Origin of the sequence: Nostoc linckia z4 (genome assembly GCF_002608075.1) — a bacterium.
Classification (GTDB): Bacteria; Cyanobacteriota; Cyanobacteriia; order Cyanobacteriales; family Nostocaceae; genus Nostoc; species Nostoc linckia.
Map to the genome: position 1 here is coordinate 64,346 of NZ_LAHA01000031.1, position 17,619 is coordinate 81,964.

The 17,619-nt window shown below is 39.7% G+C and carries 11 protein-coding genes; 6 read left to right on the plus strand and 5 right to left on the minus strand.

Features of this window, described 5'->3' with window-relative positions:
* Positions 1-71: 71 nt before the first annotated feature.
* Complete coding sequence (locus tag VF06_RS22775) at positions 72-7,193, minus strand: type I polyketide synthase (protein WP_099067521.1); 7,122 nt, start codon at positions 7,191-7,193, stop codon at positions 72-74.
* 776 nt (positions 7,194-7,969) lie between these two features.
* Positions 7,970-8,374, minus strand: coding sequence for a hypothetical protein (locus tag VF06_RS22780; protein ID WP_371411453.1), 405 nt, complete (start codon positions 8,372-8,374; stop codon positions 7,970-7,972).
* A 631-nt stretch (positions 8,375-9,005) separates the two neighbouring features.
* Between VF06_RS22780 and VF06_RS22785 the strand changes: the two genes are divergently transcribed.
* From VF06_RS22785 to VF06_RS22810, 5 genes are all read left to right on the plus strand, one after another.
* Positions 9,006-9,329 carry a hypothetical protein gene (locus tag VF06_RS22785; protein ID WP_099067520.1) on the plus strand — a complete coding sequence of 108 codons (324 nt, stop codon included), beginning with the start codon at positions 9,006-9,008 and terminating at the stop codon, positions 9,327-9,329.
* A 325-nt stretch (positions 9,330-9,654) separates the two neighbouring features.
* Positions 9,655-10,860 (plus strand): ABC exporter membrane fusion protein, encoded by a 1,206-nt coding sequence (locus VF06_RS22790; RefSeq protein ID WP_099067519.1) that lies wholly within the window; start codon positions 9,655-9,657, stop codon positions 10,858-10,860.
* A gap of 274 nt (positions 10,861-11,134) precedes the next feature.
* Positions 11,135-12,307 (plus strand): ABC transporter permease DevC, encoded by a 1,173-nt coding sequence (gene devC / locus VF06_RS22795; protein ID WP_099067518.1) that lies wholly within the window; start codon positions 11,135-11,137, stop codon positions 12,305-12,307.
* A 25-nt stretch (positions 12,308-12,332) separates the two neighbouring features.
* Positions 12,333-13,025, plus strand: coding sequence for a DevA family ABC transporter ATP-binding protein (locus VF06_RS22800; protein WP_099067517.1), 693 nt, complete (start codon positions 12,333-12,335; stop codon positions 13,023-13,025).
* A gap of 839 nt (positions 13,026-13,864) precedes the next feature.
* Positions 13,865-14,674, plus strand: a complete 810-nt coding sequence (locus VF06_RS22810) for a WGxxGxxG-CTERM domain-containing protein (RefSeq protein WP_099067515.1) — start codon at positions 13,865-13,867, stop codon at positions 14,672-14,674.
* Between the two features lie 71 nt (positions 14,675-14,745).
* Here VF06_RS22810 and VF06_RS22815 read toward each other — a convergent pair whose 3' ends face one another.
* Entirely contained in the window at positions 14,746-15,516 is a 771-nt protein-coding gene (locus VF06_RS22815; RefSeq protein WP_099067514.1) for a glucosamine-6-phosphate deaminase, read from the minus strand.
* A gap of 662 nt (positions 15,517-16,178) precedes the next feature.
* On the opposite strand from VF06_RS22815, the gene VF06_RS22820 reads away from it, so the two are divergent.
* Positions 16,179-16,865, plus strand: coding sequence for an HAD family hydrolase (locus tag VF06_RS22820; protein WP_099067513.1), 687 nt, complete (start codon positions 16,179-16,181; stop codon positions 16,863-16,865).
* Positions 16,866-17,021: 156 nt separating this feature from the next.
* On the opposite strand, the gene VF06_RS22825 is transcribed toward VF06_RS22820, so the two are convergent.
* Both VF06_RS22825 and VF06_RS42865 read right to left on the minus strand, forming a co-directional pair.
* Positions 17,022-17,432 carry a PadR family transcriptional regulator gene (locus tag VF06_RS22825; protein WP_099067512.1) on the minus strand — a complete coding sequence of 137 codons (411 nt, stop codon included), beginning with the start codon at positions 17,430-17,432 and terminating at the stop codon, positions 17,022-17,024.
* A 46-nt stretch (positions 17,433-17,478) separates the two neighbouring features.
* Positions 17,479-17,619: HNH endonuclease (locus VF06_RS42865; RefSeq protein WP_143874525.1), on the minus strand; the 141-nt coding region annotated here is incomplete at its 5' end.

Here is a 17,619-nt window from a genome sequence, read left to right on the forward strand (position 1 = left end):
CTGAATCTAGGAAAATATCACCAAAAGGTAGAAAGATTCAGCAACCTCCGTTTTGTAGTTGCGGATTTTATTTAGATTTCATCTAGTTGCTTGGGCAAAATAGTTCCTTTAGCTCCTAGCATTTGGGTATATATTTTTCCCTGGGCATCGTGGGCGATGACATCAACAAGTAAGCTTGATTCTGTCTTGGATTTGATTTGGCAAGAAACGTAAAATGTTTCGTCAAAAGGAACAGGTAGGAATTGTTCAAAGGTTGTAATTTCTGAAGGTAAGCAAGCTACTTGATGAAAATGTTGCGACCAAATCCAGAATGCATGAATCTCCACATCTGCAATGTAAGGATTAAATGTTTGAACTGGGAATTGTCCTTGTTGTTGTTCTTTTGGTTCTGGCAAATAGCACTCTATGGTAATTTTGTCCAAATTGGCATTTAACACCGATTTTACGCCTTGAAATGTGGCTCCGTGAAATAAAGTAGTTGTGCCATTTTGATAAAGTGATGAAGCGGTAGCGGTGATTTGATTATCCTGGCTTAAATTGATGAATTCATGTATTGGAGCATCAGGAATTTCCCGCTTGAGTTTCATTTGACTGCTGAAATGATAGCGAATTTTTCCTTCAGGGGTTTTACTCCAAATTTTGGCATCAAAATCTATTTCAGAAATACCATTTTTAGCAACTTCTCGCAAATCTAAAGTATATTCAGTTGGCAAATTTTCATCGAAAATTAGCCCCTTCAAAACTTTATAATTTGTACAACTAAAGGCTTTGTAACCAGGATACAGTTGTTCGCAGGTATTAGCAATCCATAATAGTCCACAGGTGGCTGGTAAAACTGGATAACCGGCAATTACGTGGTCTTGTAAAAATGGATTGGCTGCTAATGTCAGGTGTCTATGGATGCGAAAAGTTTTTAACTCACTTGATAATTTATCTGGGATATATACCAAGGGACTACCAATCAAAACTTGCACAATTTGTTGATTGGCATTCGCTAGTTCATCCGCCAACATTTTTGTGCCAATTTCAATGGGAATGGTCTCAATATTGCGTTCAGCAAAAGCTTGCTTTAATTCTGGAGAAACCATACCACTATCCCAAGGGCCCCAATTAATGGCTACTACATGACAATGGGGATAATTGAGTTTGAAAAGGTGGGCTGATTTGTTGAGAATTTCATTAGCGATCGCATAATCAGATTGTCCTACATTTCCGTAGAAACCAACTACAGAAGAAAACAGAACTAAATGATTCAATTGATTCGGCGATACGCACTGCAATAAATTTTCTAAACCTTTGACTTTGGCAGCATAAACTGTTTCAAAATCCTGGAGTGATTTTTTCTCAATCCGCTTATCAGCTAAGTTACCAGCCCCGTGAATAATTCCGGTTATCGCACCAAAACGCTCAACTACACTAGTAACTTGTTCAGCAAGACTTAATCCATCGGTGACATCCACACTCAAATATTCAGCTTCTCCCCCCGCCTGTTCAATAGCTTGTAAAGTTGCGGCAATTTCTCGACTAGATGAAATAGCATTGAACCTTTTCTGCACCATTGCAGGTGTCGGTTTGTCACCCCTAGCTATGAAATCCTCCATAATCCGCTTTTTCAAATCTGCTTCACTCAAGTAGCCCTCAGCCCATACGGGTTCTGCACCGGCGGCGGAACGACCTAAGAGAATAAATTTGCATTGATAACGCTGCGCTAACTCGATGACACATTGGGCTGTTATCCCTTTTGCACCGCCACTTACGAGAAAAACCGATTGGGCATTGGGGAGGTAGTGCGGTCTTGGGGTCTCCCCAAGTGGAGCAACTGCCGTCATTGGGGAAAACTCTTTCCCAGTTCCCTGTACTAATGTGCTTCGTCCTTGTGGGCCATATCCGACTTCCACGACTAATAAATTGGGGTCTTGGAGTTCGCTAAGGATATACTGTGTTGATGTTTGAGGATCTAAATCAGGGCTGAGGTCAATGGCTCGACAAAATACACTTTCCCATTCCTGGTTCAAAGTTTTGGTGAGTCCAAACAAGCCAGCGCCAATTGCACCAAAGTTAGTTTTTTGCCCCAGTCCAAACTGGCCATCAAGACGAGCCACAGTTACAAAACAACTACGTCCTTGAGTCGCTGCTTGATTGAGTGGTTCTTTGAGATATTTAGCAATCAGAAAGACGTGGCGAAGAATAGCTTTTTCTGATTCCAGATAACGGACGTGATTGTCACTATCTTTGTGATTTGAGGGATTGAGATGGATAAAGGCGGCGATTTGACCATAGTTAGTAGCGATCGCTGTTAACTGTTGTTGTAAATGTTCTTCGGTCAAATCTGCAAGTACCACCCGATTAATTCCTTCAGGTAAAGGCAATTGTCCAGGAATCAAACTTTGGGGAAAACTCAAGACAACAACTTTCCAACCACCCTTGTACAAAATCTCAGCCAGTTTCGCCGTGGTCACAGAACCATCATCCGTAAGCAAAGCAATATGCCCATCGGCTAAAGTGAAATCTAAAACATCAGCTTCCGGAAGATATTTTAGTCTCACAGGACTCCGAAGAATTCGGGATTGAGGCATGGGGAGAGACAAAGGAGAAAAATTGCTACCTTGTCCCCCTTGTCCCCCTTGTCCCTCCTGTATATATCCAAGAACTTGCCCCAAGGTAGACACTTGAGCCAATGTTTCTACACTCAGCTTCGGTAGATTGGGATATAGTTCTGACAATGCTCCTTGAATTTCCACAAGTTTGACGCCATCGATTCCCAAATCTGTCTCCATATCCATTGACAGATCTAACATCGTTGTTGGATAGCCTGTTTTATCACTCACGACATTGAGAAAATTTTGAGTGAGTTCAGGATCTACTGAGTCAATAGATGAAACCTCTTCATATCCCCGCGTCCCCGCGTCCCCGTGTCCCCGCGTCTCCACATCCCCGTGTCCCCGCGTCTCCACATCCCCATTTCCCCGCGTCTCCACATCCCCATTTCCCCGCGTCCCCACATCCCCGTGTCCCCGCGTCCCCCCGTCTGCTTCAATCACCGACGTGAGTCCTGCTGAGATTTCTGATGCGATTTTCGCCATGTACTCAGCTATTTGAGCCAAGGTGCGTAGCTGTCCTATTTCCTCAGGATTTGGCTTGGGCAAATCCGGATATAGTTCCAGTAATGCTCCCAAAATTTCCACGCGTTTGATGGAATCAATGCCCAAATCAGCTTCGATATCCATCGTTAGTTCTAACATTTCCGTCGGGTAGCCTGTTTTATCACTAACGACGTTCAACAGAGTTTGACTTAGGGTATCTTGGTCAATGACTACTGGTGCTGTGGGTGTGAGATTTTCTTTTGGCTGGGTAATATCGAAAATTGCTGGTGCAGTCTGATTGTCTATTGATGGAGCAATGTCTAGAACTGCTATTGTTTGATGGTTTGTGCCATTACCGTTAGTTAAAATTGGCTCAGATTTACTGGCAAATCCGTTGCTGGGTAGAACAACAGGTGCATCATTGAGAATTAGGTCGTCTTCTTTTGATAATGGAACCGTCGGACTATCTTGATAGTTGACTGGTGGTATTAAACTTTGTGGGATGGTATTGCTAGAAGATGGTAGTTGATAATGTTGCTGAAGTAATTGGAAAAGGTTGTGAGTGTATTCCTGTTGATAGTTGAGATATTCCTCGTGGATGCGGAGACTTTCACCTTGATGGTCGTGAAACCGCATGATGCTACGCTCGGAACTGGAGACTATTTGTTGCTGTGTTGTAATTGGTGAATCGTTAAATTTAGTATTTCGCCACAACTCATGTTGTTGTTCCATGAGTTGGAAAAAGGTTTTGGTATATTCTGTTTGATGCTTTAAAGATTGTTCGTGAATTTGTAAGATGTCATGTTGATGGCGATTGAATTCTATTAAGGTGTACTCTAAGTTATCTATCGCTGTGAGGTAATTTAGAGGAAGTTCGGCGCTAGTTTGTAAAGACTTGAAATCGAGTTTTTCTGATTGCCCGTTTTGGAGAGATTTCACTCCATTATTAACTGTTACTTTCTCTGTTGGTCGAGGGGGATTATATGTTACTGAGTTATGGTTATTGCCATTAGTAACAGGGGATTGATGATTGGCTGTTAGTTTTTCGGTTGTGGGAGGAGATGTTGGTGAGTGGGGTGTATTGCCATTAGTAGTAAATTTTACTTGATGCCCATTTTGCATAGCTTTTTCAAAGGACTGCTTGGTTTTTTCTGACACATAATTAGTGCTATTTAAGCGGATATTCAAAAGTTTATTGCTAGAAACTTCTGGAATTTTCTGCTCTAGTTGGTGGGGGTCTAGGTTTTGTAAAGGTAATCCAGCAACGCGCAACTGAACAACAGCTTCTTTCAAAGAGCGATCGCTATCTTTGAGATGACTGGGATTTAAGGCTACGGCTAAATGAGGACGATGGCCGAGAATATCTTTGACTAAGTTGGTGAGAACGCTGCGCGGCCCAAATTCGACAAAGCAGTAACCGCCTTCAGCATAAATATTTTCAATTTCCTCCTTGAACAATACTTGACTTTTCAAGTGTTCTTTGAGGACTTTTTGAATAACTTGTGCTTCATTGGGGTAACGTTTGCCGGTGACATTGGTGTAAACCGGAATTTGTGGTTCGTTAAAAGTAACTTTCTCAATTGCTTTGGCAAAGGGTTGCTGGGCATAAGCCACCAATGAAGTGTGAAAAGCTGCTGAAACTGGCAATAAAACTGTAGAGAATCCTTGAGTTTTTAGAGCTTGTTCCACATTGGCAATTTCAGCTTTTTTCCCAGCCAACACCATTTGATTTTGAGAATTTAAGTTAGCAATACTGATTTCGGGGAAACTCTGAATTAGTTCTGCAACTTGATTCACATCCCCTTTCACCGCTAACATAGCTCCGGCATCAAACTGGGGATCTGTTGGTGTGGCCATTGCTTGACCCCTGGCTTTCACCAGGAAAAAGTAATCCTCTCCACTCAAAACCCCCGCAGCCCATAAGGCTGTGAGTTCTCCAAAGCTATGTCCGGCGACAAAATCCGGCTTGAACCCTGCTTGTTGCAATATCTTGTACAAACCAGCGCTAAAAGCCCCAATTGCTGGCTGTGCGTATTCTGTTTGTTGCAACAGTTTCATCTGGGCAGTTTTGCGATCTAAGTCGAACACAGGCGGCGGGAAAACAACTTCTGACACCGGTTGCAAATTATCTGCGCTCAAAAGTCCATCGATTTGAGTATAAGTCTCTGCCAAGGAGGGGAAATTAATGGTCAGTTCCCGACCCATTTCTAAATATTGCGAACCTTGTCCAGAAAATAGGGCAACTACTTTCCCTGCTGTAACTATGCCTGTTTTGCGGTAGTAAATACCTTGGGGATGTTCCCAAGATTCTACTTGCAGCTTGTTTTTCAGCAATTCAATACTTGTTTGTAATAAATTGCTCGCTTGGGTGAGAGAATCAGCAACAAATCCCAGTCTGGCATTTGTCAGTGGAATTTCTAAAGATTGAGATGCTGCAATCAATTGTGCGTAATGCTGCTCTTTTGTGTCAGATTGCAATTGGTCTTTGATTGCTTGACAGCGAGACAACAATTCTTCAGGCGTTGACGCAAATAACAACACAGATTGAGCGGGTTTGTGTAAACGATAAGGGCGATTTTGTTGGGTTTTGTATTCTTCTAAAATCACGTGATAATTTGTGCCACCAAAGCCGAAAGAACTCACCCCTGCGCGTCTTGGCTGGTCATCGCTGGTAATCCAAGGTCTGGTTTCGGTATTTAAATAAAATGGGGAATTGTCAATATCCAATTTAGGATGGGGTTTGCTGACGTTAATTGTGGGTGGTAATACTTTGTGGTGCAAAGCCAAAGCTGTTTTAATCAGACTCGCCGCACCCGCAGCCGCTTTTGTATGACCAATTTGTGATTTGACAGTTCCCAAGGCAATATATTGTTTTTTGGGATTGTTTTCCCCAAAAACTTCTTTAATTGAGTTAAATTCTGCTGGATCTCCGGCCATAGTGCCAGTACCGTGTGCTTCAATCAAACCGACACTAGCCGGGGAAAATCCGGCATCTTGGTAAGCGCGACGTAAAGCTCTGACTTGCCCTTCGGTTCGCGGTGCATAGATGCTTTTATAACGCCCATCGCTAGAAGTACCGATGCCTTTGATGACTGCATAAATGCGATCGCCATCTCGTTCGGCATCTGCAAGGCGTTTGAGTACTAACATCCCCACGCCTTCACCCAACATCATACCATCGGATTCTGCATCGAAAGGTTTGACGTTTTGACCAGGGGAAACAGCAGGAGTTTTACTGAAACACATATAGGCCAAAATTGAGTTATCAGTGTCAACTCCCCCAGTCAGCATCATGTCGGCGCGATGTTCCACTAGTTCGCTAATTGCCATTTTTAAAGCACCCAACGAACTCGCACAAGCCGCATCGACAACACAGTTAGTACCGCCAAAATCTAAACGGTTGGCAATTCTTCCAGCCACAACATTTGCAAGCATACCGGGGAAGGCGTTTTCCTCCCACTGCACATATGCACTTTTGATTTTTTCGATAATTTTTTGTGTATCCTCATCGGATAAACCACTGCTTTTGAGGGCTTTTTCCCACACTGGATACTGCATTCTGGCAGTTAGTGGTACACCCAACTGTCTACCTAGTGCTACACCTAAGATGACACCAGTGGCTTGACGATCAAACTGTCGAGATTCCCCGTAACCAGCATCTTCCATCGCCGCTTTAGCAACAATCAAACCCAGCAATTGCGAAATATCTGTAACTTCTAAAATGTTGGGGGGTAGTCCAAATTCCATCGGATTGAAATTAACATCCGGGATAAATCCACCTCTTTTACAGTAGGTTTTATCAGATGCTCTGGGGTTAGGATCGTAATATTCTTCTATGTTCCAACGTGAAGCAGGAACATCAGTAATACAATCAACTTTATGAATGATTTTTTCCCAGTATTCCTGTAAATTTTGGGATTGGGGGAATATTGAAGCCATCCCAATAATGGCAATATCAACTTGTTGGCGTTGTGTACTGATTTTGCTATTTAATGGTGAATTTTCAACCATAGTTTTTTTTTCCTCTATGAGTTTGAGTACAGCTTGTTCACAATTGCTTACTTCCTCTTGCAACTGTGCCAAAACAGCTTCAATTCTAGAAGCAGCCATGACTTTATCTTCACTAATGGATTGATGAAATATAGAGGTATCAATAGATTTAAGTTCAAAATTCAGGAATAACCCGAAATAACTATTAATTTACTGATTATCAGTTTGCCTAGCATCTCTTGATAAAGCAATACTGGTATTTGGGTAACTCCAAAAAATTATTCCGGTTGTGGTCGTTGACTGTTGACTGTTGACTGCTGACTGTCAACCGTCAACCGTCAACACTCTTCCGTGGAATATTTTTTTACTTGGAAATCCCTTGTGCAGCTCGCCGTTAGAATCGTTACTGTTAAGGGTCAATTGTCACAATTGAGTTGAGAATCGTTTAATCAAGCGTGTTATGATTTCTGAAATTCTCTAAAACTGATTCAGCTTGGCTATCAAAGTTCCATCGGTTTTGAATTCTTGATTTTAAATCTTTAGGATTGAATACCTCTAAAAACAAGGTAAGTTGAGATTTTAGACTAATGACCGTTTTGATGGAAAATAACACAATATTTAACTACATTAGTTTACCTCAACGTTGCAACATGAATTTTTAATCAGATGTAGATTGGAATTCTCTGATTCAGAATTCGTATTAAATTGCAGGTTACAGGTAATCTTAGACTGATTATGTCTCCATTACAATTGATATGCAACTTGGATACAATTAGATACATATTGCTAGATGAAATATTTTTTGTTCGTAGGGTTTTTGGTAATTTGCAATTCACAAGATTGTCTGCTTGCTTGTAAATTTACGACTCCAATGTGTAAATTAATTAAAACCGTAGCTAAATCTCTACAGAGTCCTCTTCTGAATTAGCATCATCGTCTCCTTTATTAGTTATTGCCTGATGCTGAGCAGATGCTAAGAGCTTTTGCTCAAGCCTACTAATACTAATTCCAAGCTCAGAAGCTGTTTTGCGTTTCCACTCTTCTAGCTCACAATCATGTTGATTGAGCCATTCACGCACCGCAACACGCGCCATCTCAGCTTTGCGAAGCGTCTGGCGAGCTGCATGAAACATCAGTCGCTGGTTATCAAAGCTTGGCAATGAGAGCATGAATCGCTGTAGTTTCATCTTATTCAGGGTCTTTCGGGGGCGATCGCTATCATTCACATAACTATTAAAACTCTTTTCAATTAGTATCTCATATCCCAAAAATCCCCGGACAAAATTGCATACAAATTGCATCTCTGGGGATTTAACAGTTAACAGTCAACTATTAACTGTTAACTATCAACACCCTCCACTGAGATCTTTCACAAGTCCAGTAGGCTTGGCATATAGCTTTTACATCTATCCAAAAGTTGATTTATTGCAAAGTTTTTTATGTCTTAATCAATCAGTTAATTTTTTCATGAATTCTTGTTGCTAAACAACAAAATTTACCAGCCAGTGAAATTAGCCACTGGGAACTATATCTAAAGAATGAAAAAATTGACTTTATCACCAAACAATCACCAAATAATTACACATTTTCTAATGCTGAGTAACACCAATTACATAAAAACCTTAAACGCTTCTCAAAATTTGCAATTGTCTTACATAAATTTCTTCAACATCTTGTTATTAACTATTTCACAAAAGTGTTGCATATGGATTGCAATTGAGTATCAATCGGTTTATCGTATGTAATTAAATAGGTAATTTAAATACTGTTTGTTGCGGAAAATGGAGAGATAAAAGATAAGCTTCTTTGATTACTCAATTAATCGATAGATTCCTAAATAGACAGTATTATAATCTGATTAATACGATGAACCGTGTTGTATGAAGCGTTCTCCATAATTAAACTGTCATGAAAATATAAGGGCTTGCTGGCATGAGACTATCTGAGCTAGATCCACTCATACCGCTAACTGAGTTAAAAGAAGAACTCTTGAAGTTACCAAAAGGTTATTCGTTTTATGAAGAAGAATTGGTAGATTTCTTATCCAGACGAAGATGGCCTGAAAGTAATCGCCGCATCGATAGAACAACTTTTTGGCGGTGGCGGAACGACAACGGAATTGAACATCAAAAAGTATTCAGCAGATTGGATATATTGAAACTCTGCCAAATTTGCGACCACTATCGAATAGATGGAACTCGCAGCGAATACTTAGCGATTATTAAAAGCAAAAAAGAAGCAGTGCTTAACAAATAAAGTCAGAATTCAGAATTCAGAATTCAGAAGTCAGAATGCGTTATCCACGGCTGTGCTAACAGAATTCAGGAGCGGAGCTTTTATTGCTCCGCCAATAATTCTGGATTCAAAATCAAAGCTAGAGATGCTCGGCTGAGCCTTGAGAATAACTGGAAAATTAATGGTGTTACAACTATTTGATTTTCTCAAAATTCTGAATTTAGGGCATCTAAATTTCATAAATTCACTGATTCTGAGTTCTGAATCTTAACAATGTAATCCAGAAAACTAAAAATAAATTCTGAATTCTGAATTCTATTTTATTCCGTAACTTCAGAAGATAATTATGATACCAAAACAAAAAGAATCATTTATTAAACCATTCATTAAACCTATAAGTTGGTCGTCAGCCATGTTAGCAGGTATTATGGCTGTAGCTACCGTTGGGGTTTCACTTTATACTTTTTCAAAATTTCAGCTGTTTTCTAAAGAAGAGCCTGTAGTTACTCCTAGTAGTCCTCCTAAAATGACTGCTGTTTCTGCCTTAGGACGTTTAGAACCTCAAGGAGAAGTTATTCGCCTGTCTGCTCCCGAATCCCAAGCAGGTGTTCGAGTCACAAAACTGCTGGTAAATAAAGGAGATAGGGTGCAGGAGGGGCAAATAGTTGCACTTTTGGACACTTATTTTCCTCGTCTTGCAGCTTTAGAAAAAGCTCAACAACAGGTTGTAGTTGCTCAAGCTAGTCTCAATCAAGTAAAAGCGGGAGCAAAAGCTGGAGATATCTCTGCACAGCAAGCAACCATCGCTCGTTTAGAAGCTGAGTTAGAGGGAGAAACTTCTGCACAACAAGCAACCATCGCTCGCTTGGAGGCAGAATTGCGTAACGCTGAAAGTGAAAATCAGCGATATCAGAAGTTATACAAAGATGGTGCGATTTCTGCTTCCGATGCAGATGCTAAACGTTTGCGACTCGATACAGTTCAGCAGCAGCTCAATGAAGCTAAAGCTTCTCTGCGTCGCACTATCGAAACCCTACAAAAGCAATTAATCGAGGCCAGAGCCAGACTCAAGAGTATAGCTGAAGTTCGCCCCACTGATATTGCAGCAGCACAAGCTGATGTTGAAAGCGCCATCGCCTCTGTTAAACAGGCTCAGGCAGAATGGGATTTAAGCGTGGTGCGATCGCCCATAACCGGACAAATCATGAAAATTAATACTTGGCCCGGAGAAATTATCGGTACTACGGGAATAGCTGATATAGGTCGCACACAACAAATGTATGTCGTTGCAGAAGTCTATGAAACTGATATCCAAAAAGTGCGTCTAGGTCAATCAGCCATTATTAGTAGTGATGTTTTTCCAGGAACATTACGAGGAAAAGTTGCTGATATTGGTTTACAAGTCGGTAAACAAAATATCTTTAATAACGCTATCCAAGCAGACACAGATAACAAAATAGTTGATGTCAAAATTCGCATTGATAACCCAGAAGATAATCAAAAAGCGGCTGGTTTGAGTGACTTACAAGTAGAAGTCATGATTTATCTTTGACACCAAATTACAAATACTTTGATTCTCCAGCTTAATCATCAACAAACATATCAATAAATTAGGGGATATGAGAAATAAAAGTAACGGCGAATACAACACTTAACAATTAGCACTCCCAATGACTAATACCAATTTGAAAAATGATTGTGACAGATGGATTAATAAAAGCTGCATGTAGAATAAAATCCTCTATTCAAAATCTCAAACTTGTACTGAGCCTGTCGAAGTATCTAAAATTCAAAATGGTATAATTTGTATCCTTGAGGTTCACTAAATGATTCTCTATATACCTCTAGCTTGGCTACAACTAGCCCGACAAAAAATTCGCTTTCTTGTAGCATTAGCTGGGATTGCTTTTGTGGCAGTTCTGATGTTTATGCAAATTGGTTTCCAAGATGCTCTCTATGACAGCGCTACACAGTTACATAACAATTTAGAAGGAGATTTATTTTTAATTAGTGCCCAATATAAATCTTTGACATCTAATCAAAGCTTTGGTCGTGTATATTTATATCAATTAATGGGTTTTGAAAGTGTAGAATCAGTCAGCCCTTTATATGTGCAATTTGCCAAATTTAAGAATCCAGATAATGGGTTAAAATATCCAGTATACGTACTTGGATTCGATCCAGTAAAATCAATTTTTAAATTTCCCCATCTTCAAGAAAAATTGAATTTAATTAAAATTCCTAACATTGTTTTATTTGACCAGGATTCTCGACCAGAATTTGGAGCGATCGCTAAACATTTTCAGGAAGGCAAAACTGTAAGAGTTGAAATATATACTTATACTGGATTGGTTGGTTATAAAGTTAAAATTGGTGGTTTATTTAGTTTAGGCCCTTCCTTTGGAGTTGATGGAAATTTAATTGTTAGTTCTTCAAGTTTTTTGAGGATATTTCAAGATCGTTCTGTAGAAAAGATAGATATAGGCTTAATTAAACTCAAACCTAATGCTAATCCCGAAAAAGTTTTGGCAGATTTATCAATCAATTTACCTAAAGACGTAAAACTTATTACAAAAAAAGACTTTATTGCTCTAGAAAAAAGCTATTGGTCTTTGAGAACGCCCATCGGCTTTGTATTTAACTTGATGGTTTTAATGGGGTTTGTTGTTGGTGTCATCGTTGTCTATCAAATCCTTTACAGTAATATTTCAAGTCATTTAACTGAATATGCAACCTTAAAAGCAATGGGGTTTAAAAACAAATATTTATTAAGTGTGGTTTTTAAACAAGCTCTAATTTTAGCATCTTTGGGTTATGTCCCAGGTTTTATTATCTCTATAGGTCTGTATGATATTTCCAAAAATGCGACTAAATTGCCAGTTATTATGAGTACTGACAAAGCAATACTAGTATTAATTTCAGCAATTCTTATGTGTTTGACTTCTGCATTTTTATCTACAAATAAACTCAGAAAAGTAGATCCAGCAGATATTTTTTAGATAAAATATATATATTTGATAAAAGATGAAACAAAAATATATTGTTAGTATCAAAAACCTCAATCACTATTTTGGGGAAAAAAAAATTCGTACCCAAACATTATTCGATGTTAATTTTCATATCAAATTTGGCGAAATTGTGATCATGACTGGGCCATCAGGGTCAGGAAAAACAACCTTACTGACTTTAATTGGTGGGTTACGTTCTGTTCAAGAGGGAAGTCTGAAATTTTTGGGTCACGAGCTTTTTGGAGCTAGTAATGAGCAATTAGTTAAAGTACGTCGCCATATTGGCTATATTTTTCAAGCTCATAACTTATTAGATTTTTTAACAGCTAGACAAAATGTTCAAATGTCCCTAGAATTACACAAAAATATTTCTGAATCGGAAGCTCGTAGCAAATCAGAAGCTATACTCAATGCTGTTAAATTAGAAAATAGAGTTAATTACTACCCATCCGATTTATCTGGAGGACAAAAACAACGGGTAGCCATTGCGCGTGCTTTAGTCAGTCATCCTAAATTGGTTTTAGCTGATGAACCTACTGCTGCTTTAGATAGTAAAACTGGTCGAGATGTTGTCACCCTCATGCAGGAACTAGCTAAAGAACAGAATTGTGCAATTTTAATGGTTACTCACGACAACAGAATTTTAGATATTGCCGATCGCATAATCCACATGGAAGATGGTCATCTAGTGAAAGAAGTTTTACAATAGCTTAAATCAAACAAAATTAAACAATAATATTCCCGATTTATGCAAGAAGTCGGGAATTGAAGTAAATTGTCATATAGCAATCACAAATAATTTGTGAAATATTACGTATTAGGGTTGTTGACAGTCAACAGTCAACCATTAACACCGATATCGCTCACAACTCAAATAGGATTGCTATATATCCTTAGTTGCAATCGAATCGCTAATAAAAATATTCCCTAAGTCTCAAGTTAGACATCCCCAAAGTATGAAGTTATAACTTATAAAGTAAAAGAAGATATATAAATTAATGAAGTGTCAGCAGTTGATACTATCTGCTTGTTTCAGATTTAGAATTTTTGGGGATAATTGCGAATTTGCAACTTTAACTACATAAAGTATAAAATTATATGGTAAAAGATTTGATTTTTTGTTTGCACGAAGCAGCTTTAGAGTTCATATTTAAAAAATCTTCAACGCCCAAAGATGTTTCCGAATGTTATATAAATCCTCCTTGTGGATGCACGAATCCAGGGCGAAATATTCAATGTGAAGATTGTGTCTATCTTGAGGCTTGTTTATCTAGTTTTAAGCGATGAAATTTTTGGCGATCGCTAATTAGCTCCTTTGATATAGTTAGTTTTGTTCTGATGATAGAAGTTTGGGAAAACTACAGCATATATTCTATTCTAAGAGTGCAATAAATCAATGAGAAATGCTTGTTTAACGTTTAGAATGACGAGTATTTGACGTTAAAATCATTGTCTCAATCTACTTTATCAGTAGCAATTTGAGTAGAAAATATCAGTTTTCAACATCAACAAACCACAGCAATCTAGAACATACAAGGAACTATAATCGTGAAACCTTTTGATTTTTCTAAAACTTTTTTGGCTAGTCTCTTTGCCATCAGTTTTGCTGCTGCATCCTTACCTGTTACTGTTTCTGCCCAAACCGGAACCTCTGGTAGTGGCACTAGCTCAGGAACTACTTCCGGTACTGGTAGTACAGGTACTGGCACAACTGGCACCGGCACCACAAGTACTGGTACAACTGGTACTGGCACTGGAACAGGCATAAATGGCACCGGCACAACTGGAACCGGAACCGGCATAAATGGCACTGGCACAACTGGAACAGATACAACTGGCACTGGAACCGGCATAAATGGCACCGGCACAACTGGAACAGATACAACTGGCACTGGAACCGGCACAACTGGCACCGGAACCGGCATAAATGATACTGGCACAACTGGTACTGGAACGGGTACAACTGGCACTGGAACAGGCATAAATGGTACTGGTACAACTGGCACCGATACAACTGGCACTGGAACAGGTACAACTGGTACTGGAACAGGCATAAATGGTACTGGTACTACTGGTACAACTGGCACCGATACAACTGGTACTGGGACAACCACAGATGGCACTGGTACTGGTATTACAGGTAGTGATGGTACTGGCACTACTACAGATGGCACTGGTACAACAGGTACTAACAGAAATACAGGTGTCACCACTTATCAGGAAAATAGTGGTGGTGGTTCCAATTGGGGTTGGTTAGGTTTGCTTGGTCTAGCTGGTTTAGCAGGTTTGGCTCGTAATGGTGAAAAACCGCGCGCTTATAACGACCCTAATGAAGTAACCACTTCTCGTTATAAATAAGCTAATCACACCCCACTATGATGTAGAGACGTTGCAATGCAACGTCTCTATTTTTGTGAAAATCTAATAAATTAAAGCAAACTAGCAGAGTTGAGATCCAAAAATAATGTTGCTTGGGATTGTTGACGAAGAATAGAAGCCGGACAATCTGTGGTTATAGCTCCTTGCAACATTTGTTTGACCACATTGGCTTTACGTGTTTCGGGAGCGAGACAAATAATTTTTTTGGCTGAACAAATTGTTGGAATAGTAACAGTAAAAGCGTATTGGGGGACAGTTTCAATATTTGGAAAGTGACCCGTGTTTACTTGTTGTTGGCGGTTGACTCGATCTAATTTTACTAGTTTGATGCTGTAAGGATCTTGAAAATTTGCTACTGCTGGATCGTTAAAAGCCAAATGTCCATTTTCGCCAACACCAAGACAGCACAAGTCAATTGGTTGTGCTTGCAATAATTTAGTGTAGCGATCGCATTCTGACACTGGTTGCAATGCATCACCTTCTATATAGTGAAATTCCTTAGGAGCAACCCTTTTCTCTACACGTTCTCGCATATAACGCCGGAAACTTGCAGAATGCTCTGCACTAATTCCCAAATATTCATCTAAGTGCAACAGAATAATCCGCGACCAATCTACACCACCCAATTTAATTAAAGCATCAAGAAATTTTAGCTGGGAATTACCGGTGGCTAACAATACAGCTGCCGTATCCTGTTCAGTGAGAATTTGCTGTAAATATTGTTGAGTGATTTCTGCAACTGACAACGCCATTTCAACTTCAGAGTTGTAAATCTGCACTAATAAATCATCAACGCGATAAAAGTTTGTAGCGGCTACCATTTGGTTACACAGAAGGTTATCAATAGAGTTGACTGTTGACGGTAAATTACATGGACTTTTAGGGGTGGGATGAACTTCAATCCCTTATTTAGTTATAAAAGATAGATTTTAGGATTTAAAAAATTAATTGGCGACTCTTAAGGTAACTCCAAAAAATAAATTATTGCAATTCAGGTCGTTGAGTGTTCACTAGACTTCTTGCATAAGTCGGGAAAAGGGGAAGGGTAAAGGGGGAAAGGTTTAGTATTTTCCCTTTCCCCAATAAAGATGCATCCCTTTGACCACAAGAGTCCAAAAAGCACTTTTGCACTCTTACTCCATGAGCTGCGCTCACAAGGAACAATAAAAATCAATATTCTCATACCCAATGCCCAATGCCCTATGCCCTATGCCCTATTTTTAAGGCAGGTCTACTGTTGACTCCTGACTGTCAACTGTCAACTGTCAACTGTCAACATTTAACAGTCTTCTGTGGAATATTTTTTTACTTGGAAGTCTCTAAGATGAGGTTAAGATACTACACTTCGTAAACAAATTTCTTCTCTAGTCCCTAATCCCCAATCTCCAGTTCCTTGTATTCACAAAAGAATAATTACTAAAAGACAAAAACAATGTAAACTATGTAAATAAAGTTAACATTTATTTACATAGTACCAAACATTATGCTGGCTGCAATTCTTTTTGACTTAGACGGCACAATTGTCAACAGCGACCCCATACACTATCAAGCTTGGAAAGAAATGCTGCAAAATTTCAGCATAGAAATAGATGAGACATTTTATAAATCGAAAATTAGCGGACGGCTAAATCCTGAAATTGTTCGAGACATTCTGCCACAATTATCACTCACAGAAGGAGAAGAATTTGCAGATAAAAAAGAGGCTCTTTTCCGCAAATTCGCCTCTGAACTACAACCTTTGAGTGGATTTTCGGAACTATTAGCATGGACACAGACACATCAATTAAAACGTGCATTAGTGACTAATGCCCCAAGATTAAATGCAGAATATATGCTAGAAGTTTTGGGAATAAAAGAAGCTTTCCATACAATTGTTTTAGCGGATGATTGTATCGCAGGTAAACCAGACCCCGCACCTTACCAAGTTGCTTTAAACAAGTTAGGAATTCAACCAGAGGAAGCCATCGCTCTCGAAGATTCTCCCTCTGGAATTCGCGCAGCTGTGGGCGCAAATATTCGCACCATCGGTATAGCCTCTACCCACAATCCCCAAATTCTACAGGAAGTCGGCGCATTTATGGCGATTCCAGATTTTACCGATTTGCAGCTATGGACATTGCTCAACTCTCTCATTGAACCAAATGTAACTGCGATCGCTTCTAATTTTTGAGTCCAAAACCCAAAACTTTGACAGTAGTAGTTCGCCAAGTCAACTTAGCTCTTTAAAGGGTAAAGGGGAAAGGGGAAAGGTTTTAAATCCCTTACCCTTTTCCCCTTTCCCTTTCCCCAGCCCTCACCAAGCATTGTTGACTTGCCAGACTACTATTTATTTTTCTGCCAAAATCGCGTAAATTTCCCGCTTCACTTGGTCTAAAAGCTCGCGTACTCGATTGATTCGCTCCACATTACCACTGCGGGCAACCTGCACCACCACACCAGCTAATTCTGTTGCAGCATTCCGCAACTCAATCAACTCTTGCGGCTTACCTGTGATGAAACTTTTGAAGCTATCCCAAGGAGAGTCTGAAGTTTCTTGTTGGGTACGTTCTGCTAAAAGTTGCCTACCCTCATCTGTAATGGTGTAAACCCGCTTACCGCCTTCTTGTGAGCTAGTTAAATAACCCCCTTCTTCCAGTAATTGCAGTGTTGGATACACTGAACCAGGACTGAGGCGACGGAAACCACCATAACGAGTTTGGTTGAGTCGATGGGGGATATTATTCCCCGCACCTCTCAGTTAGATCCGTGCGTACCCGTTTCCGTGTACACGGCTCCCGATGTTCTTAGCTTGCGCTTTTGCTCATGTGCTTATAATCGTGGCAACTCTCGTGAATTGCTTCCAGATTATTTTTCTTCCAGTTGGCGTGATTTCCATCGATGTGATGCAGGTGAACCCGTTCCTCATCGATGAACTTTAAGCCGCA

Excerpts from the sequence above, each read along its gene's own strand:
- VF06_RS22820 (WP_099067513.1), top strand. The coding sequence starts at position 16,179 with ATGCTGGCTGCAATTCTTTTTGACTTAGACGGCACAATTGTCAACAGC.
- devC (WP_099067518.1), top strand. The coding sequence starts at position 11,135 with ATGATTCTCTATATACCTCTAGCTTGGCTACAACTAGCCCGACAAAAA.
- VF06_RS22775 (WP_099067521.1), bottom strand. The coding sequence starts at position 7,193 with ATGGCTGCTTCTAGAATTGAAGCTGTTTTGGCACAGTTGCAAGAGGAA.
- VF06_RS22800 (WP_099067517.1), top strand. The coding sequence starts at position 12,333 with ATGAAACAAAAATATATTGTTAGTATCAAAAACCTCAATCACTATTTT.
- VF06_RS22790 (WP_099067519.1), top strand. The coding sequence starts at position 9,655 with ATGATACCAAAACAAAAAGAATCATTTATTAAACCATTCATTAAACCT.
- VF06_RS22780 (WP_371411453.1), bottom strand. The coding sequence starts at position 8,374 with ATGCAATTTGTATGCAATTTTGTCCGGGGATTTTTGGGATATGAGATA.
- VF06_RS22815 (WP_099067514.1), bottom strand. The coding sequence starts at position 15,516 with ATGGTAGCCGCTACAAACTTTTATCGCGTTGATGATTTATTAGTGCAG.
- VF06_RS22785 (WP_099067520.1), top strand. The coding sequence starts at position 9,006 with ATGAGACTATCTGAGCTAGATCCACTCATACCGCTAACTGAGTTAAAA.